Annotated in this window: 16 protein-coding genes; 7 read left to right on the top strand and 9 right to left on the bottom strand. The window is 49.9% G+C overall.

The window, feature by feature from the left end:
• Nucleotides 1-182: 182 nt before the first annotated feature.
• From A7975_RS31930 to A7975_RS31940, 3 genes are read right to left on the bottom strand one after another with little or no spacing between them, the layout of a single operon-like run.
• Complete coding sequence (locus tag A7975_RS31930; RefSeq protein ID WP_065387831.1) at nucleotides 183-1043, bottom strand: metallophosphoesterase; 861 nt, start codon at nucleotides 1041-1043, stop codon at nucleotides 183-185.
• 14 nt (nucleotides 1044-1057) lie between these two features.
• Complete coding sequence (locus A7975_RS31935) at nucleotides 1058-2029, bottom strand: alpha/beta hydrolase (protein ID WP_065387832.1); 972 nt, start codon at nucleotides 2027-2029, stop codon at nucleotides 1058-1060.
• A 21-nt stretch (nucleotides 2030-2050) separates the two neighbouring features.
• Nucleotides 2051-3583, bottom strand: coding sequence for a DUF4153 domain-containing protein (locus A7975_RS31940; RefSeq protein ID WP_065387833.1), 1533 nt, complete (start codon nucleotides 3581-3583; stop codon nucleotides 2051-2053).
• A gap of 97 nt (nucleotides 3584-3680) precedes the next feature.
• Here A7975_RS31940 and A7975_RS31945 point away from each other — a divergent pair, with 97 nt between their 5' ends.
• The 3 genes from A7975_RS31945 to A7975_RS31955 all read left to right on the top strand — a co-directional run bounded on the left by A7975_RS31945 (nucleotide 3681) and on the right by A7975_RS31955 (nucleotide 6825).
• The gene (locus A7975_RS31945; protein ID WP_065387834.1) at nucleotides 3681-5465 is read left to right on the top strand and encodes an ABC transporter substrate-binding protein; all 1785 of its coding nucleotides are present in this window, start codon (nucleotides 3681-3683) and stop codon (nucleotides 5463-5465) included.
• A 25-nt stretch (nucleotides 5466-5490) separates the two neighbouring features.
• The gene (gene thpR, locus A7975_RS31950) at nucleotides 5491-6054 is read left to right on the top strand and encodes an RNA 2',3'-cyclic phosphodiesterase (RefSeq protein WP_065387835.1); all 564 of its coding nucleotides are present in this window, start codon (nucleotides 5491-5493) and stop codon (nucleotides 6052-6054) included.
• Nucleotides 6055-6300: 246 nt separating this feature from the next.
• Nucleotides 6301-6825: a C40 family peptidase gene (locus tag A7975_RS31955; protein ID WP_065387836.1), complete on the top strand. Its 525-nt coding sequence runs from the start codon at nucleotides 6301-6303 to the stop codon at nucleotides 6823-6825.
• Between the two features lie 138 nt (nucleotides 6826-6963).
• Here A7975_RS31955 and A7975_RS31960 read toward each other — a convergent pair whose 3' ends face one another.
• From A7975_RS31960 to A7975_RS31970, 3 genes are all read right to left on the bottom strand, one after another.
• Complete coding sequence (locus A7975_RS31960; RefSeq protein ID WP_053374054.1) at nucleotides 6964-8052, bottom strand: CapA family protein; 1089 nt, start codon at nucleotides 8050-8052, stop codon at nucleotides 6964-6966.
• A 223-nt stretch (nucleotides 8053-8275) separates the two neighbouring features.
• Nucleotides 8276-9325: an NlpC/P60 family protein gene (locus A7975_RS31965; protein ID WP_063845992.1), complete on the bottom strand. Its 1050-nt coding sequence runs from the start codon at nucleotides 9323-9325 to the stop codon at nucleotides 8276-8278.
• 157 nt (nucleotides 9326-9482) lie between these two features.
• Complete coding sequence (locus A7975_RS31970) at nucleotides 9483-10646, bottom strand: YheC/YheD family endospore coat-associated protein (protein WP_065387837.1); 1164 nt, start codon at nucleotides 10644-10646, stop codon at nucleotides 9483-9485.
• Nucleotides 10647-10747: 101 nt separating this feature from the next.
• Here A7975_RS31970 and A7975_RS31975 point away from each other — a divergent pair, with 101 nt between their 5' ends.
• Together A7975_RS31975 and A7975_RS31980 are read left to right on the top strand one after the other, a co-directional pair.
• Nucleotides 10748-11500 carry a YheC/YheD family protein gene (locus tag A7975_RS31975; RefSeq protein ID WP_065387838.1) on the top strand — a complete coding sequence of 251 codons (753 nt, stop codon included), beginning with the start codon at nucleotides 10748-10750 and terminating at the stop codon, nucleotides 11498-11500.
• 114 nt (nucleotides 11501-11614) lie between these two features.
• Nucleotides 11615-12988, top strand: coding sequence for a YheC/YheD family endospore coat-associated protein (locus A7975_RS31980; RefSeq protein ID WP_065387839.1), 1374 nt, complete (start codon nucleotides 11615-11617; stop codon nucleotides 12986-12988).
• A 112-nt stretch (nucleotides 12989-13100) separates the two neighbouring features.
• On the opposite strand, the gene A7975_RS31985 is transcribed toward A7975_RS31980, so the two are convergent.
• A complete protein-coding gene (locus A7975_RS31985; RefSeq protein ID WP_065387840.1) occupies nucleotides 13101-14075 on the bottom strand; it encodes an aldo/keto reductase in 975 nt (324 codons plus the stop codon).
• 169 nt (nucleotides 14076-14244) lie between these two features.
• Here A7975_RS31985 and A7975_RS31990 point away from each other — a divergent pair, with 169 nt between their 5' ends.
• Nucleotides 14245-17580 carry a DEAD/DEAH box helicase gene (locus A7975_RS31990; RefSeq protein ID WP_065387841.1) on the top strand — a complete coding sequence of 1112 codons (3336 nt, stop codon included), beginning with the start codon at nucleotides 14245-14247 and terminating at the stop codon, nucleotides 17578-17580.
• A 66-nt stretch (nucleotides 17581-17646) separates the two neighbouring features.
• Here A7975_RS31990 and A7975_RS31995 read toward each other — a convergent pair whose 3' ends face one another.
• Nucleotides 17647-18039 (bottom strand): winged helix-turn-helix transcriptional regulator, encoded by a 393-nt coding sequence (locus A7975_RS31995; protein WP_065387842.1) that lies wholly within the window; start codon nucleotides 18037-18039, stop codon nucleotides 17647-17649.
• A 114-nt stretch (nucleotides 18040-18153) separates the two neighbouring features.
• Here A7975_RS31995 and A7975_RS32000 point away from each other — a divergent pair, with 114 nt between their 5' ends.
• A complete protein-coding gene (locus tag A7975_RS32000; RefSeq protein ID WP_065387843.1) occupies nucleotides 18154-19167 on the top strand; it encodes a zinc-dependent alcohol dehydrogenase family protein in 1014 nt (337 codons plus the stop codon).
• Between the two features lie 151 nt (nucleotides 19168-19318).
• On the opposite strand, the gene A7975_RS32005 is transcribed toward A7975_RS32000, so the two are convergent.
• A complete protein-coding gene (locus A7975_RS32005; protein ID WP_065387910.1) occupies nucleotides 19319-19876 on the bottom strand; it encodes an NUDIX hydrolase in 558 nt (185 codons plus the stop codon).
• Nucleotides 19877-19895 lie beyond the last annotated feature (19 nt).

Here is a 19895-nt window from a genome sequence, read left to right on the forward strand (position 1 = left end):
CTACTAAACTACGATGTAAGCGCTCTTTTCTACGCTGGAAAAATACTTCCACCATGATTCTCCTAATAACTAGGAGAGTCATAGCGGAGGATTCATAGGCTTCGTGTATGATCCGTCTCTATGCCAAAAAAACCCAGACCTCCTTCGGTCTGGGTTTTGACACAAGCGTATATTCAACTGTTCTATTCATTTGCTCTCTTCAATTCAACCAACACAACCTCCGGCCGATTAAACAGCCGCTGCGGAATAATGCTGTTGCCCAGCCCGCGGCTAACGATCATCGTGGAGCCGCCCTCCGTATATTTGCCTCCGTCGTATTTTGGCAAGAAGCCTTGCCCTGGAGCAACCAGCCCTCCGAGGAATGGCAGCCGAACCTGTCCGCCATGCGCATGGCCGGAGAACGTTACATCGATTTGGTTTTGCGCATAGACAGAGAACAGCTCCGGCCGATGCGAAAGTAGAATCGTATAAACGTCCTTTGATCGGTCGCCGCCTTTAAAGGCGGCGCCAAGATGCGCGTTCATCTTGTCGACGTCGCCATCCGCCTCGTGATTAAAGGTCGGATCATCTACGCCGGCAATCCGAATCTCGCCTTCGCCGAGCTTAACGAGCTCGCTTTCATTGCGCATGACATGAACGCCCAGCTCCCTAAGCCCCTTCGCTAAGGAAGGAAATCTCGATCCCCATTCATGATTGCCCGTTACGTAATAGACGGGAGCAATCTCGGTCATTTTGCGCATCAGCATCAGGCTGATTGCCTCATTGTACCGTCTGCTGTCAACTAGGTCGCCTGTCATTACAATAAGATCGGGCTTAAGCTTTTTTACCTTGCGGGTAATCGTGCTCTGATCCTTGCCAAACGATTTGCTATGCAGATCCGTCAGGTGGACGATGCGATAGGACTCAAAGCCTTCAGGCAGCTTAGCCGAGCTGAGCTGGTACTTCGTGATACCGATGGCATTGTTCTCAAAGTAAAGAAATACGATGATAGCTATAATGGCCAAAGGAATGATCGTGAACAACCGTTTTTTCGTCATTCGCATAACAGCAAATCTCCTTACCCTTCATTAAGATAATAAGGCTTTTCTAATTCTTCCAATAAACGAATAGCGGCGTTAATGACTGCCTCCGGCTTATGGATTGGAATGGAATGCCAGCTATCCTCGACTATAACCTGCTTCGTATATCGGGTCAAATGAACAAGCTTTCCCTGATCCCGCAGCCATTCCTCATTCTGTTTGCCCGCGCTTAATACGATAACCGGCAAGTCCTGCCGCAGCGGCTTGGCAGCCTTTAACTCAAGGCTGCTTTCCGCCGTGCTGAGCAGCTCGGCATACGCCGCCCTATAGGCGCCTGCCCGATAGCCTAATGCACGAACCGGCGCCAGCCACTGCTCCGGCAGCCTTTTGCTCCCGATATGCTGCTTCATTAGCCTTGGAATGCCAAGCGGGGCAAGCAGATAACCTAACTTATACCGTTTGCGGCTGCTTTGCAGCTCTTTTTGCCGCTGAACTGATGTCTGATTAGGCACGAACCTGCTCTCATGAGTGGCATCAACCAGCACGAGTCCGCATACCTCATCCGGAAAACGTGAGGCAAACAGCCTCATGATCATGCCTCCATAGGAATGGCCAATAAGCAAATACGGCGGCGCGGCGCCAAGCGTCCTAAGCAAGGATCTCAGATCATCGACATAAGCGTTGCAGGTTGGAGCATCCACCCGACCCATGCTCCAGCCAAAGCCTGCCCGGTCGTATGCGATGACGCTCGATCTTTTGGCAAGCTCAGGCATAACAAGCGCCCAGTCCAATGAGCACCCGCCCATTCCCGCTTCCAAAATAATCGTTGGAGAACCATGTCCCTCAACGGTTACGTGCAGCTTCCGCGTGCCGATGTCAGCCAGCCAGCCTGCCGGACTATGCTTCTTCATCTGATACGCAGCAACCAGACAATGGACAAGCGAAAGCGGGAAGCCGATTAGCGAAAGAATCAAACGAATGCTGCGCTCCAATCGTGATATTTGCGGCATAAGGCTATCCTCTCCCTGCTCTTATTCCTTCGCCCTCTGCTGCGATAAGTTCCAGGACTGCCATTTGCTGCGGTGATGGGCCTGAAGCTCCAGCCTATCAACGACTTCATTGATCCCAATCAGCGTTGGATGTGTCTTTTGCAGCTTTCGCAGCTCTGGCGCGGCATCCGTTGATAACGTACCTAGATAAGCGACATCGATATTTCCGGTACGCTCGAAGCGATCAATATTATTTGAAGCGATACGCGCATCCAAATTGGCATAGTTCATAACGACAAAAGCGATGATCGATACGCAAATATAAGCTTTGCCCATCGAGAAACGCTCCCCCCAAATGCGAAGCAAGGCTATCACAAGCAGCACCCCCAAATACAGCATAAAGCCATGCACCAGCAATCTCGTTTGCGTGAAGCCGTATGCTTCCTCATATAACGACAAGCGGCTATAAGCAGATACAAGCATGACGATCGTACAGCCGATTAGCACCGTAAGCGCCAGCTTGCGAATCCACTCCGCCGCCGCACTCGTCCGCCGAATCAAATGAAGCCCGCACATGAGCAGCAATACGTTGATCAACGCGACCATAATTAATTCCGTGAAGCCTCTGCGCGCATACTCGGCATAAGCCGAGCCCTCGGGCAGCAAACCGTTCGCAGCACCGAATAAATAAGAAAACTGAATGACGACAAACAGCACATAAACGATGTTGATGCTGATAAGAAGCGTGCCTGCCGTAATCGGATCAAACTCAATCCGCCCGTTCTGCTTAAGGGCAGCTGCCTGCGGATCTGCAGCCATTCCGCTCGTTGTATCCTTTAATTTATTGAATAGCAAACCCCACAAGTAACAAAAAACATAAAAAGCAAAAAATGCGGCAACAATGATCCGCCAAATGCCGTCTCCTATAGAGAAGCGGCCGAATACGTCTGGAATTTCAATCAGCCACGACAAAAATATTTCATCAGCCGATGCCAGCAAAGAGACAACCACGATAAGAATTGGTGCAGCGAGGAGCAGGCCAAACGATATTTTGCCGAACTTGCTCTTCGTAAACGATATGCTCTCTTTCCCTCTTAAGCGCTCGTTGATCAAGCTGAACGGTACGCCGATGAATGCAAATGGCTTCACAAGCGCCAAAAACAAAAGTTCCGTATAAAAGATTCCTCGATACCAAGGTTTCGTGCTGCTGCTCGTCATGAGCACGGTCTGTGACACGATTAGCGCAAATAACGCAAACAGATTCAGCTGCCGAAATAAATGATTGGCATAAAGGGCATAGGTTATCGTAAGCAAAAAAATCGGAATGAACAGCAGCCAGCCTGATCTGGCCTGCCCCTGCCATTTCTCGAATCCGCCCATTCTTCCCTTAATGGAATAGAAGAACAGCCCATAGAATCCAATAACGAACACTACGGCTGATAGGCCGGCAGGCGCTCCTACGAACAAATATTGACTGCCGAGACCAAACAAAAGGGAAAGAACAAACATTCTTTCATACCTTTTTTGCCATGGTGCCGGATCTCTCATGTCACTCACTCCATCTCCATACTCCATTTGTTAATTTCCTCCTTTTATTGTAACCTAGAAAACAAGAACAAAAAGTGTAAGTTATAACTGGAAAATTTCATATTTTAAACAAGGAGTATTTTGCATGAAAATACGTCGGCATTACTTAGCGCTAAGGCGCTCATATCCTAGTATTCAAGAGAATGTCTCCTTTGAAGTGACTACACAGGAGCTTGCAAATTTGCTGGATTGCACACATCGAAATATGGTTCTTTTATTGAAGCGAATGCAGCAGGAGGAATGGCTCACTTGGGAGCCTAAGCGAGGGCGCGGCAACCGTTCGGCGCTTTCCTTCCTTGTAAGCAAGGAACAAGTCGCCCTGCAGGAAGCGCAGGAAATGATGCAAAAGCAAGACCTGCATGCAGCGCTTCAGCTTCTGCAGCAAGTCGAGGAGTCACCTGCGCTGCGCGATCAATTCCAAGAGTGGCTGTCCGGGCAATTCGGCTTTCATTCCGAGGTACAAGGCAAGCGGCGTACCGATATATTGCGCTTTCCTCTGCCGCAAACGATCTATTCGCTCGATCCGGCGGCCATCCATTATACGGGCGAGTCCCATCTCGTCAACCAAATTTTCGACGGCCTCGTTCGCATCGATCCTAAGGGCGAGCATATTTTGCCGCAGCTTGCGCATGCTTGGGATGTGGATGATACACGTACAAGGTGGACGTTTTATTTGCGCAAAGGGGTTCTGTTCCACCATGGTCGCGAGCTGGATTCCTCCGATGTCAAGTATTCGCTGGAGCGGCTCAAACGGCTTGCCCCGCTCGGGCTCTACAGCTGGGTCTACTCCGGCATCGTCTCGATGGACACGCCGGATGACACTACGATTCGCATTCAATTATCCGAGCGCAACGAAGCTTTTCTTGCTTTTCTCACGACCAATCGCGCATCGATCGTCCCTCAGGACGCTTGTATAGCCGCAGGTGAGCAATTCGGCGAGAAACCAATCGGTACCGGTCCCTTTAGATTTGTTGGCAATGAGCAGGGCGTTTGGATTTTGGAGGCTTTTGCCCCTTATTTTCAAGGAAGGGCATTTCTTGATCGGGTTGAGGTGTGGACCATTGCCGAGGAGGAAGCACGCGAGAAACATGCCGAGCTGCAATCATTCCAGGTGATGCACAATGCGAGACTATCCGGCCATGCAGCCGAACGGTGGCAGCAGGTCAGGCAATCCGGGATGACTTGCAAGTTCATTACCGTAAATGAACAGAAGGACGGCTTATTGGCTAGCCCTGCCATTCGTGCGGCAATTGACCTCGCTACCCAGCGTACCGAGCTATTGAAGCTGCTTTCGGGAGATGTTATAGAAGGCGTTAACAGCTTTTGGCCCGATAAAACAAAACATTTGCCGGAAGATGCCGACTGTGACTGGGATATGATTATGCAGGAGCTTGCACGCTCAGGCTATAACGGAGAAACGCTTGAGCTGGCGACCATTCCGCAATATGCGGCAGATGCGGAAATCATTCGGCAGGTATGTGCGAAGTCAGGCATTCCCCTTCATATAAATCTCATTCCTGCGGAACAATTTAAAGGTACGGCGCGTATGTCCGCGGATCTGCTGCTCTTCGCCATCATGCTGGACGAGCACCGCGAGCTCAGGCTTATTGATTTGTACAAAAGCATGCAGCAGCATGCGCTGCCGGAGATTCACGATATGCTGGAGCGCAGCATCCGCTTGCTGCTGAGCGAGCAAGACCGGACGCGGCGGGAGGCGATTTTTTTAAACATCGAAGCCCAGCTTAAAGAGAGGCACAGCCTGCTGTTTCTTTACTGCAAGCATTTAAAAACCGCGTTCCACCCGTCCGTTCGCGGCATTTCACTCGAATCGCTGGGTTGGGTGCGGTTCCGGGATATATGGTTTACATAAAAACAAACATGAAGGAGTTTTCAAAATGAGACAAGGGAACGTGAACGGCCAAACGCAGCGCTTATTTATTGCCATACCGGTGCCGGAGCCAATCGCTAAATTGCTCGCTGACTGGACGCTTGTCCATAAAGAGAAGCTTCCTTTTCGAAAATGGACCCATCCGCGCGATTATCATATTACGCTTCAATTTCTTGGCGATACGACGGCTGCCCAGCATGAAATGCTGCTCTCTTCCCTTCGCGAAGTAAAGGGAAATCCGCTTACGCTAGCTTTGAACGGAGCAGGCACCTTCGGCAAACCGGAATCACCGCGCGTGCTTTGGGCAGCAGTTGGCGGAGACGTGGAGCCGTTAACCGCACTTCAAGCGGAGGTGGTCAAGGCTACCCGTACCGCTAACTTCGAACCGGAGGAACGTACCTTTCGGCCTCATCTAACGCTTGCCAAAGGATTTGCGGGAGGTTTGCTTCTATCCAATGAGACTCTATCCTCCATACCTTCTTTTGAATGGGAAGCAGACCGTTTTGTGCTAATGCGAACCCATATGAACGCTTCGCCGATGTATGAGGTTATCGCTGATTTTCCGCTCTAAATCACGAAAAAACAGCTATTTCCCCGAAATGGCTGAACATTGTAACATACCGATTACTGCACAACAAGAAAAAAATTATTCATACGTTTCGCACAGCTCCGCAAAATAGGAATAAAAACCGCTTTGCAGCTAGCTTTTACCAGCCTTTTAGATTTCTAATAATCTTTTTGTTCCAATTTTTTCAGGTTTTTTCCCCTCTCTAGTAATCTTATAATACGGATGAGACTAACACAGAGGAGAGATCACATGAAAAAAGGAATCAAAAGAAAAATCGCAATCTTGATGTTAGCCATCAGCTTGCCTGCAACATCATTATTACAAGTACATGATGTCGATGCTGCATCCGCATCCGTAGTTGCTAAGAGAAACAAGGTCGTACAAACTGCAATTGGTTTAACCAATAAGGTAGATTATGTACACTGGACAAAGAGACAAGAAACAAAAGCACCTTATAAAACGGACTGCTCGGGATTCACATACCTTGCTTATAGACTTGCAAACGTCGGAGTCAAGCTTGTCAACAAAGATGATGACGCGCAAGCAAAAGTTGGACAAAAAGTAGCCTGGGGAAAATTTGAAAAAGGCGATCTGATATTCACTTGGAACAGCGGTTCGAAGAACAAAAGCGATGTCGGCCACGTAGGGATCTATATTGGCAATGGCAAAATGATTCATAATGCAGGCGCCAAAAACGACGTTATCGTATCCAACATCTATAAGAGCAGCTATTACAAGGATAGATTTATTGTAGCTAGACGTGTAATCAAGTAGCTGGACGTTAGCGTTCGTAAGCGCTATCAAAAAAACACACACTTCGATTTAACCAAAGTCTATCGTTAAATGATCACCCTACTAACCCCGCATGGCGGGACGAAGGGTGATCTTTTTCTTTTTGCCTTTCATTTTGGATCACAACACTTTTAGTTCGGGCGCATCGGAGCTGCGTTTAATATGCTGCTTCACATGCTCATACATCTTCTTCATCCTTACAAGCTCGCTGTTATTTCCGTTTGCCTGTTTTTTCAATTCGTCTTTCAAATTCAGCACTCGAAATACGCTCCTGCCTCCTGCTTTGGTGATCCTCACCCAAGTAGGAATGAACTCCGCATTCATGATTTCCGTAGTGCCATCATCATGTTTCCTTATTTTGAGCCTTGTAATGAGGCCCGTTAGTGTGTGATCATTCCTATATAAACGTGTAGAAATAAAATTGCCTAAGGAATAGATTGCAAATCTTTGCTTGTTCTCGCCGGTATGATCTTTTGTCTTATAAAATAAAGCGGGCTGAATAACATGTGAATGCGCCCCAAGAATAATATCTGCCCCATTTTTGAATAATAACGGAACGAGGGTTTTTTGCTGGTCATTCGGGAACATGCCGTATTCCCTTCCGAAATGCATACATACAATAACAAGATCGACCGCTCGCGCCTTCAGCTTCTTGATATCCGCAATAATCTTACTTGGTGAAATCAGATTAACTGCCCAAGAATGGTCTGAGGGTACCGGAATTTGGTTCGTTGTTTTCGTATAGGCCAAGACGCCGATCTTAATTCCTTTCACATCTTTAATTAAATATTGCTGCGAATCGCTCTGTGATCGGAACGTTCCTGTATGAGCAAGGTCATGAGAATCCAGCACCTTTAATGTTCGTTTGAGACCGTTAATGCCGCAATCCATACAATGGTTGTTTGCAGTGGAAAGCACGTCAAAGCCAAGATTTTTTAGCGTGCCTGCGAATTGATCGGGACAATTGAACATTGGCCAATTCGTTTTCGGATGCCTTTTCACTACGGAATATACGTTATCGCTCGTTTTTCCGCCAAAATTCGTTTCAAGATTGCCAATCGTAAAATCTGCGCTGCGCAGATGAGGGGCAACTGCTTCAAATAGCTTATCAAAATCGTAGCCCTTCTCACCGGAAACTTTAACGGAGTTAATAATCCTAGTCTTAATTAGGAAGTCTCCGACCGCGGCGATCGTAATGTCGGTACTCATGATTCATCTCCGTTCTCTAAATCATTAATGAACTCTCGATTAGCGCGGAGCCACACCATATCATATGATCCGGGCACTAGTCCCGCATTGGATATTCGCCTATATTCCAGATTCAATTGTAAAAATAGAAAAAAGGCATGAACGCCCGTTACAAGCCAGACTGCTGTAACTGCACAGCCTGCCTCTAACATGACGCCCATACCTATAGGATTAAATCGGTCGACTATTTAGTAACTACTTTGGTGTAAGTACTGTTTGTCGTTATGTATGCGGTCTTGCCATTTACTTTCACTTGATACCAATAACTATTAACTTCCTTAACGAGTTCCGCTTGCTCTCCAAGCTCCAGCCTTCCAACCGTGCTCGAGCTCTGTTTGGCCGACGCTTTGAGAGAGACCCAGCCTTTTTTCGTAACCACATACTTTTTCTGTGATTGCTGATCATCCGGCTTTGGCGTAACCGGCGGTTTTGGCGTCGGCTGCGGCGTTGGTTGCGGTGTCGGTTGTGGTGTCGGCTGCCCTGAGCTGCCATTTCTCCAATCAGCTAGCTTCTTCTGCGGCGGAAGCACATAGGATTGCGGGATGACTGGCGCCTTTTCCGTTTTCCCTGCCATTCCGCTTAAAGCTGAATCCGGCAATACCCGTCTCGCGGAATGGAATTTCTCGCCCCACCAATAGGACCAGCTATCTACCGTTCCGAGTGCAGTAGGATTGCCGTCTCCTCTTGTTCCGATGACGACAGGCTGGCCTTCTCGGTTCGTCCCCATATAAATGGCAACATGTGAGATGTGATCAGTCTCCTGCCAAGTCAGGATATCTCCGATCCGCAGGTTTTGAATGCCTGTAAGCTGCCATTTCCCATTTACCTGCTTTTTGCCCACGCCTGCAACCTTAGTTCCTACGGTATCATAGCTTTTTGAAGTTTCAGTAATGTTGTAGCCAAAGTCACCATAAACAAGGCTGGTAAAGCCTGAACAATCCTCGTAACCATACTTCCCGTAGGCTTTGGAGCCATGTCCGTAAATAAAGTATCCGTTCTCCATATACCATATCGCACGCTCTACGACCTGATAGGCCAGCGTTCCTTTGAGACTAGCGTAATTGCTGCGGAAATCCGCTACATTATACAATTCGTCTTTGACATAGCTGTCCGCATTTATATATTTATTATACTTCGCCACCGCTTCGGATGTAGAAAAATCAGCAGCAGCGAAAGCCATTCCCGTCGTGCTTAAAGACAAAGCCAAGGTCAAGCCAATAATCTTTTTCTTCATAGATCTACCAACTCCTTATATGTGATTATTCCTATAATAGCAAGTTTTACTAGTCTATTTCGCTGGTATTTATATCCAAGCATGGTTCCGCTTCAATCTTTTTCCATATGTAAAACACCCTTCAACTTGCATAAATGCAAGTGAAGGGTGATCGGTTTTACTTCTTCGCAAGCAAATTCCGCGCATAATGAAATGGAATATGAAGGCATTGCTCCCAGGCCTTTTTCCCGTATAATCGCTTAATAATCATCTTCCCCGGCTTAATGTTGATCTCGATGAGCCAGAGATTTCCGCTCCTGTCTACAGCGAGATCAATGCCAAGCTCGGACAAACGGGATTTGTATGATTTTTCCACAAACTCCGGTATATATTCAGCTACCTCAACGATCGATTTCGTGAGCGCTGCTCCATTTTCACTGCCTTGCTCTTTCTCCAGATAATCCTCTACTTTAAAGGCGTCGCCGCCGCTCTTAATGTTTGAGGTAATTTTATTCTTCATGCCTTCGCGGACGGCCATTCCCGTCATGACCCAATCGCCGTCATCTTTCTTTTGCATGAGCGCGCGAATGTCGAACACTTTCCCGTTTTTGTTTCGTATGTCAATCCACTTTTGCATCAAATGTCTGCCGCTCTTCAACACGCCCCGAATGTAGGAGTCTAATCTAGAACTTGGCAGGCTCAGCTTAGCCTTCCCGTCCCTTTGGACCACAAAATGTTCATTCTCGAGCGTAACCCGTATAATCCCACGCCCGCCCCACCCATTGATCGGCTTCAGCATGATGCTTTTATGCTTTCTCAGAAATTGAATGAACTGCTGAGCACTGTTTACCTTCTCTGTTGGCAATAAGTACGGCTGGAGAACCGAGGAGCCTATCAAATGACTTTGAATTTTGCATTTGTTGCCTAAGCCGTAACCGGTAAAACGAAGCTGCTTGCTCTTCTTCACACGGCTGGCTCTTCCCTCCAGCGCCGGAGGATAAAAACCGATATCCATATTGATTTTGGGATAAGGGACCTTTTTCCAAACCCAGCTTCCGCTTTTATACACGCAGCCGCGGATCTCCCGCTTCTCCAGGTTCACATCCTTTGGCGTGTAAATAATGACGCCTTCGAATTTCTCGGCCAGCGCGGACCGAGCATGCCTAGTAAAGCTTTCCGGGCGCGTAATTCGGTGTGTCATAATGCCTAAAATATTATCCATAATCGCTTCTCCGATCTTTTTCGTCTGCAAGGCTCTCGCAAGCGTGGAACCGTTTGATATCTTATGCAGAAAGGCATTTGTCCCGCCTTGGATATTCGCCCAAATCATGAATAATGACATGGTTAGGTACTCTTTGTAAGAGGCTGGAATAACATGAATAACGTCGATCGCAGCTTATTTCATGACGTGAATTGCTGTTAACAAGCGGAGGAGATTCCAAAGTGAAAGCTAGATTGATTAAATATCCCGGAAGGAAATGGTTGAAGCATGAATCGCTCTGGAGCGAGCCGGAACTCCGTAAGTATTTGCCCGAAACAGAGCTGTTCACCACACAGGCCTTTATTCAATTGGTTGAACGTCATGCTGTCCTCTTCGTTAAACCCGATGTAGGCATGCAGGGACAAGGCATTATGAAGATTACGCGCGACGGAGACAAATATGTTATTCGGACGGCTTCTCAACGGTTTGTTTATCGTGATGTCAATAAAGCCGCTCTAAAGCTGAAGCAAATCATCGGATCTGAGCGGTATCTCGTGCAGCAGGGGATCGATTTAATTAAAATCGACGGCAATCCGATTGATTTTCGTGCCCTTCTGCATCTTAAACCAAACGGAAAGTGGAAGTTTTTTGGCATTATGGGGAAGATTGCGGCTCCTAACCGCTTTGTAACCAATCACAGCAGCGGGGGTCGGGCGATACGGCTGTACCAAGCCCTTCGAGTGACGAAAGAGGACGGAGCAGAATGGGATGAGCGGATCAAAAAATTGTCCGGCCTGATCGCTCACGCAATGAAGCGGCATTTTCCAAAAATTACAGAGCTCGGCTTAGATATCGCTATCGATACCAATCACCAAATTTGGCTGCTTGAGGCGAACACGAGACCTCAATTTCAATTGTTCAGATATCACTCAGACCCGCGTTTGTTTGCCAGAATCGCCTCTTCTGTTCGCATGATTAGAAAACATTCTGTTTAGGATAAGGGGCGGCATGCAGAGGCGGCTTTTATCAGACTGGGCAGCGGTTTGCAGGATATTGCATTTATAGGTCCAAACCGTTTTACGACAAGTCAGTGCTGGGAAGGAGTTCGCATGAATCTAACAAAGGTAACGCTGCAGATACAGAGCTCCAGCAACGTTTCAAATGAATCGATCCTCTTGCTTAGCGAAGCAATCGGTAAAAAATGGGCGATTCCCTATGATCGGCATTTGAATCTAAGCTTCGGATCTGGCAGCCATCAAGTAGTAGTCGAGCCCTCGTCACAGGAAAGCATATTGCTCGTCAGCTCAGCGCTTGCTTCCAAATGGGGACTCGCTCATGGCGACGAGCTGCGCATTCAGTACCATGCGAGTTCGGAAACGATTCAGATCGGTCCGCTCATCGGCGTATTGGTTAGTCGTATCAATCGGCATACCCCTAATAAGCCATTCGGCGTCAATACGTCATTTTGCCGGGAGCTGAGCGATGCATGCAAGCTTGAAAATTCTGTAATCTTTTTTTTCACACAAGAGGATGTTCAGAAAAAGTCCGATAGCATCAAAGGCTGGATTTATACGACCAAGTGGGTACCCCGGCGCTTTCCCATTCCCAAGGTCATCTATAACCGTATCACTTCCCGCAAGCTAGAGGGCAAGGCAAGCTTCCAGCAGTTTATAAAATACGCTAAGAGCCGCCATCATGTAGTATTTTTCAACGAAAAATACTTAAACAAAATAGAAGTTTTCCGAGCTCTAAGAAAAGAGCCTGAGCTGCATGTCTATCTTCCGGAATCCCATTTGCTCCGCAATGTTCGGGTTTTGAAATCGATGTGCAAAAAGTACGATGTCGTATTTCTGAAACCGACCAACGGCAGCTTGGGCAATGGCATTATCCGTATACACCGAAATGCGAATCAAACGTACACCTGCCATTTTAATCATATGAACGGCATCCGGACGCAGACGTACATGAGCATAGAGAAGCTGTTTAGCGCGCTCTCAAGCAAGGTGCGAAAAAGCCGCTATCAAATTCAGAGGGGACTTAGGCTTCTGACTGTAGGAGGCAGGCCAGTGGACTTCCGGGCAGTCGTCCAGCGCGGTGAAACCGGGCAGTGGAGCATTACCTCCATCGTCGCTAGAATCGCCGGAAATGAGCAATTCGTATCCAATGTCGCCCGCGGAGGAATGATAACGACCGTTAAAGCCGCTCTCGCAAGGACCGGAGCCAGCGCAGCGGCAGGCGGATTGTCGAAGCTGAGGCGCGCCGCGCTGCAAATAGCCAAAGGCATCGAAAGCCGAATGACGGGACATTTTGCAGAGCTGGGCATTGATTTGGCTATCGATTCCAGAGGCCAGGTGTGGCTGATCGAGGTAAACTCCAAACCGTCGAAGGACGATAATGCGCCGCTGTCGACAGAAAACAAAATCCGGCCATCCGTGAAAAAGTTTGTGCAATATGCTTATTTTGCCTCCAGCCTCAAAGACTAGCTTCCACGCACAAAAAAGCCCTATTGCTCCACCAAGATGGACGCCCATACCATTATGGCGCCTATCTTGGCAGAGCAGAGCTATTCGGCGGACTTTGAGCAGCCGCTGCCGGTTAAGGCAAACGGTATAACGCAAAAGGATCGCCGTAGCGGAACGGCTTGCTAAGCGTGTCCAGCCTCGCCAGCGTTGCCGCATCCAGCTGAAGAGCGACGCTCCTGCTATTTTCCACAAGCTGCCCGGCTCGCGCAGCCCCAACGATTACCGTCGAAATGACAGGCTGATGCATCAGCCAAGCAAGTGACAATACGCTAGGCGTACAGCCCAGCTCCTCGCTAAGCTTGTTTACCTCTTCGCCGAGCGTTAACGTCTTGTCGTTCAGAAACCGGCCGAAGCTCGGGTCGGTCTGTGCCCTCGAGCCTTCCGGCGCTTGGTTGGATGAGCTGTACTTGCCGGACAAAATACCGCCTGCGAGCGGAAAATAAGGAATGATGCCGACTCCTTGGTCCAGGCACATCGGGACAAGCTCCGCCTCGGGCGTCCGATCAGCGAGCGAGTAGCTCACTTGTGTCGATACGAATCGGTTCAGCCCAAGCCGTTCGCTAATGCCGATAGCCTTCATCAGCTCCCAAGCGAAATAGTTGGACGCGCCGATATAGCGCACCTTCCCTGAACGAACCATATCCTCGAGCGTTCGCAGCGTTTCCTCAAGAGGCGTTGCCGGATCAAAGGTGTGGATCTGATAAAGATCAACATAATCAGTTTTTAGGCGCTTTAGGCTGCCTTCCAGCTCCGCCATCAAATGATGCCTGGACGAGCCCCGTTCATTCACGCCCGCTCCGCGGACTAACCCCGCTTTGGTTGCCAGCACGACATTGTGGCGGCTTCCCTCTAGCACCTGCCCAATAATTTTCTCGGACTCGGTACCTGCGTATATATTAGCGGTGTCTATGAAATTGATTCCTTGATCCAATGCATGATGGATGATCTGCTTCGAAGTCTCATAATCAGCCCGTTTGCCAAAGGCGTTTGTTCCAAGGCCCAGAATGGACACGTGAAGGCCGCTTTGGCCCAGACGTCTGTATTGCATGGCGGTCAGCTCCTTTTTTTTTCATATATAAACGCTCTAATCTCTCCATTATAACCTAGTTGGATAGCATTTCAGTATGGGGTTATGACCTGGCCCCTAAATTCTGATATGATAAGAGCTAGCTTATAAATCGGAACAAACGTTTCCGTTTACGGAAAGGAACGAGGCGATGAGCGTTCTACTCACCCAGCGTATCATTAAATTGCTTTGCGGCGACACGTTCTATGAGCGCGGCGAAGCTTACTATAAAGATGGAAAAGTAACCATTACGAGCTCTGATCCGGAGGCGTCCAGCTACGAAGCTACCGTAAGTGGCGAAGGGCGCTACGAGATTACGGTCGATATCGACGGCGATGGGGACGTCGATGCGACCTGCACCTGTCTCGCATTCAGCACCTACGACAAATATTGCAAGCATGTGGCTGCTGCGCTCCTTCAGATTCTGGACCTCCAAAAGCAAGACAACAAACCCGCACGTACCTACCCCTCCCTTCTGCATCCCGAGAACCGTCCTTATGACGATGAAGAGGAAGAGGAAGAAGCGTATCTTCAGCCCCGGTATGCTAGGCATGCGGGATTGGAATTGGCGGACACCAAGCTTGCCAGCGGCATGCTGGGCTTGTTCGGCGGACGGCCCCTGCGGGCAAGCCGCAGCCAGGCGCTCTTGGATACGAGGACGCAGCTCGATGTCGAGATCACCTGCAAGCTCTACCCAAATGGCTACCGAAAAAATAGGTTCGGCATCGAGCTGAAGGTTGGCCCGAAGCGGCTTTATATCGTTCAGCGCATACGAGAATTTCTTGAAAAGATAGAGCATCGGGAGGCATTCGTATTCTCGAAGCATTTTACGTATGACCCAGCCATCCACAGCATCCAGCCGGAGAACGATGCGGTACTCAGGCAGCTCTATCAAATCTTTCGAAATGAAACCTTCATCCGTGAAACGTCATCTCGTTCGTTCATTAAAGAGGCTCCAGCCGGCGGTGATCGGATGCTGCTCGTGCCTCCCTTCTCTTGGGGCGCGCTGCTTCCGCTGCTCATAGCCGCTCCAAACGTGCAGCTAGCCTACGGAAGTCGAACGGTCGCTGGCATTTCGCTAAGCGACGAGGCGCTTCCGCTTCACTTTGCATTCGATCAAGCGTCGAGCGACGGTTATCAGCTAGATATTCAAGGCTTGGACCAAATTGTTTTAATGGAAGAGTATGGGCTGGTTATTGCCGATGGCAAGCTGCTCAAGCTGCAGCCGGATTCCTGCAAGCGTCTGGCGGAGCTTAAGCATCTGCTCGACAGCTCCCGCAAGCCAAAAATCCATATTGCTCCCGAGCAGATGGAGCCTTTTATGGAGAGGGTCGTTCCCGGCTTGATGAAGCTTGGCAGCGTCAAAATCGCGGAGACCATCTCCGACCGTATCCTGCAAACGCAGCTTAAAGCGAAGCTGTATTTAGACAGGGTTAGAGATCGGTTAGTCGCTGGGCTTGAGTTCCAATACGGCGACATCGTTATTAATCCGCTGGAGGGCAGCGATAAAAGTCGCGGCACCGACCGTATTCTCATGCGGGACGGCGAGCAGGAGCGCAGCATTCTGGAGCTCATGGATGTTGTCCCCTTCGCCAAAACCGAAGGCGGTTATTTCATGGAGGACGAGGATGCGGAATTCGAATTTCTGCACAACGTCATCCCGCAGCTGGAGAAGCTGCTTGCTGTGTATGCGACCTCCGCCGTGAAGGTGCGCATCGTAACCAAGCATGCGCCGCCAAAAGTGACCGTTAACGTGGACGAGCGCACCGACTGGCTTGAATTTAAGTTTAATATGGACGGCATTCCTGATTCAGAAATACGCAGCCTGCTGAAATCGCTTGAAGTGAAACGCAAATATCACCGCCTGCCGGACGGCTCGTTATTGCCGCTTGATGGCGCCGAGTTCCAAGAAATTATTCGCTTCTTGAACGAAGTCGGTCTCCGCAAAGGGGATATACAAGGGTCTGAATTCCGCATTCCTGCGGCGCGCGGCCTGCATCTCATCGACTCGCTTGAGAAAGGGAAAGCCGTGAAGCTCGGCAAATCGTTCCGTCGGCTGCTCGAGAATATGCGAAATCCTGACAATCTGGATTTCCCTGTTCCTGATAGCCTAGCGCCCGTGCTTCGTGATTATCAGAAGTATGGCTACCAATGGATGAAGACGCTGGCTCACTATCATTTTGGCGGCATTCTTGCCGATGATATGGGCCTAGGCAAAACGGTACAAGCAATCGCCTTTATCGTCTCCATCCTGCCAGACATCCGCGAGCGGGAGCAGCCTGTCTTAATCGTCTCCCCAGCTTCGCTCGTGTACAACTGGCTTAATGAGCTGGGAAAATTCGCCCCCGAGATTCGGGCGGTCATTGCCGACGGCAGCAAAGCGGAACGCAGCGGCGTACTGAAGGACCATGCAGAGGCGGATGTGATCATCACCTCGTATCCCCTGCTTCGCAGAGACATCGTTCAGTATGCGAAGCAAAGCTTCCATACGCTCATTTTGGATGAGGCACAATATTTCAAAAACCATACGACCCAAACCGCGCAAGCGGTTAAAGCCATTGAAGCCAGCTTCCGCTTCGCATTGACCGGGACGCCGGTGGAAAACACGCTGGAGGAGCTATGGTCGATCTTCGGTGCTGTGTTCCCTGAGCTTTTCCCAAGCAGGCAAGCCTTTAATGAGCTATCCCGCGAGGCGGTTGCGAAGCGGGTTCGCCCTTTCCTGCTGCGCAGGCTGAAGACCGATGTGCTGCAGGAGCTGCCTGAGAAAATCGAATCGATTCAGGCATCCGAGCTGCTGCCGGAGCAGAAGCAGCTGTACGTAGCCTTCCTCGCCAAGCTTCAGCAGGAAACGGTGAAGCATTTGAACGAGGAAGGTTTCCAAAAAAATCGGATTCGGATTTTGGCGGGCATAACGAGGCTGCGCCAGCTCTGCTGCCACCCTGCGCTGTTCGTCGAGGATTACAAGGGCAGCTCCGCCAAATTCGAGCAGCTTCTCGAAATTATCCAGGAATGCCAAAGCGCCGGCAAACGGCTTCTCATCTTCTCGCAGTTCACCGAGATGCTTGGCCTAATCGGGAGGGAGCTTGGTTACCAAGGCGTGCCTTATTTCTACTTGGACGGGCAAACGCCTGCCTCTGAGCGCGTTGCACTTTGCAACCGATTCAATGACGGCGAGCGCGATGTCTTCCTGCTGTCGCTTAAAGCCGGCGGTACCGGACTGAACCTCACAGGAGCAGATACCGTTATTTTGTACGATCTATGGTGGAATCCTGCTGTCGAGCAGCAGGCAGCCGACCGCGCGCACCGCATCGGACAGAAAAACGTCGTCCAAGTGATCCGCCTCGTCACGCAAGGAACGGTTGAGGATAAGATGTACGATCTCCAGCAGAAGAAAAAAAATCTGATCGACGAGGTCATCCAGCCAGGGCAGGAGTCATTGTCCTCCTTATCGGAGCAGGAGATTCGTGAGATTCTGATGATTGAATAACGCAAGAATAACATGTAAATAAAAACGGAGGAATCGATTCGATTCCTCCGTCTTTTATTTGCGCGCTTATCGCTCATCCTCGCCGTTAATCCGGTCGTATTGCTCTCTTGCCTGCTGGACAAGCGGATAATATTCAGCCGTCCACAGCTTTAAATGCGTCATCGTATTTATTAAAGTGTCGCCAAGCGGGGTCAATGAATAGTCGACAATCGGCGGCACAGACGGCGTTACATCACGTCCAATTAGGCCGTCTCTCTCCAGCTGCCGCAGCGTTTGGGTCAGCATCTTTTGCGAGATGCCCTCGATTCGCCTTCTTACTTCTCCGTAACGCAAGGTACCGTCCGCCAAAGCATAAAGAACCAGCGCCGACCACTTATTCGAAATGATTTCGAGCACCCTGCTGTAGCTGCATGCCGTAATCGATAGATCAGGCTGTTTGACTTGAGCCGTATTTGCCATAACTCTCCTCCTTGCGCACCTGAAGGTTCGCAGCGAACGTTAAAGTGCCTACTTACTAAATATTAGTATATGTATTAATGTATGTCTACACCTACAAAAAAGGAGAGACCATTCATGAACGTATTTGAAATACAAGATGGCTTCGGGCTTGATCATGTGAGGAAAGCAGAGCGCAGCATTCCTGTTCCCGGCACTGGCGAGGTGCTTATCAAAATGCGCGCGGCTTCGCTCAATTACCGTGATCTTGGCGTCATCAGCGGCTTCTATAATCCGAACCTGCAGCTGCCCCTTATCCCCGTCTCGGACGGAGTTGGCGAGGTGGTCGGCCTTGGGGAACAAGCAAGCCGCTTCAAGCTGGGCGATCGGGTTAGCGGCATTTTCACGCAGAGCTGGCTGTCCGGCGAACCGACGCAGGAGGGCCTGGCCAGCACGCTGGGCAATCCGCTGGACGGGTTGCTTGCCGAATATGCTGTGTTGAACGAGCAGGGCCTTGTTCGCGTGCCGGCTCATTTAACCGACGAGGAAGCCGCTTCGCTTGCTTGCGCGGGAGTGACCGCATGGCATGCCATAGTAGAGGAAGGCAAGGTTAAATCCGGCGACACGGTGCTCATTCAGGGTACGGGCGGCGTTTCCTTGTTCGCGCTCCAATTCGCGAAGCTTCACGGCGCAACCGTCATCGTGACTTCGAGCAGCGACGATAAGCTCGGGCGTGCCAAATCGCTAGGAGCGGACCATGGCATCAACTACAGAAGCACGCCGGAATGGGCTCAAGCGGTGCTTGAGCTGACGCATGGCAGAGGCGCTGATCTAATTGTTGATGTTGGCGGCGCCGCTACGCTGAATCAATCGCTCAGCGCCCTGCGCCTGGGCGGGCAAATTAGTTTGGTCGGCATTTTATCGGGGGCAAGCGTGGAGGGATTTAATATTATCGACGCGATACAAAAGAAGGCTCGCCTGCAAGCCATTAATGTCGGCAGCCGGGCTATGTTCGAGTCGATGAACCGTGCCATCGAGCAAAATAAGCTCCGTCCCGTCATTGACCGTATATTTCCGTTTGAACAATCCGTTGATGCGTTCCTCCATCTTGCTAAGGGCACGCACTTTGGGAAAGTATGCATCACTTTCTAATCCTTCCCCCTTTAAATAAGACAGACAAGCGGGCTGCCCAAACAGCTCGCTTGTCTCTTGTTCCGGTATTCCGGTACGCTATGCCAATCAAGTAACGCTGCCTTCGGTCCCGCTCAATAACCTTCTGGGAAGCAGCAGAAGAAATAGCTCATTAAGCCCGGAACAGCCCATAACCGCTAAGCGGAACGACAGGCTCCGAATCTACTCTTAAACCCTCCGAACGCGCATGAAACGCGACATCAACAAGCCACTGCGTAAAGCCGGCAACGTCCATCGACTCCAGCTCCTGCAGGGTGAAGAAGCCCGCAGCGTCAACCTCCACAAAGTCGGGGGTAGGCTCGCCGCTCACATATTCCATATCGAACGCTACGTAGAGATTATGTATGCTCCTCGGCTGGTCGCGCAGCGCCAGGACGTTTTTAACGCTGGCTTTCACGCCGCACTCCTCTAGCACTTCTCGCTCGATCGTATCTTGAATCGCTTCCAGCTGCTCAATGTATCCGCCCGGATTCGTCCACTTCCCTTTACCCGGCTCCTGCGCCCTGCGAACGAGCAATATTTTATTTTCCTTAACGACAAGCGCACCTACGCCAATGCTATAGTTGCCCCAATGCACAAAGCTGCAGCTCGTACATGCCCTTCTCATCGTCCCGTCAACATCGCGTGTTTCAAGCTCACGCCCGCATGCCATACAAAATTTAGCTTCCACTAGTCTCACCTCTGTTTTA

Source organism: Bacillus sp. FJAT-26390 (assembly GCF_001682865.1).
Classification (GTDB): Bacteria; Bacillota; Bacilli; order Paenibacillales; family Paenibacillaceae; genus Pristimantibacillus.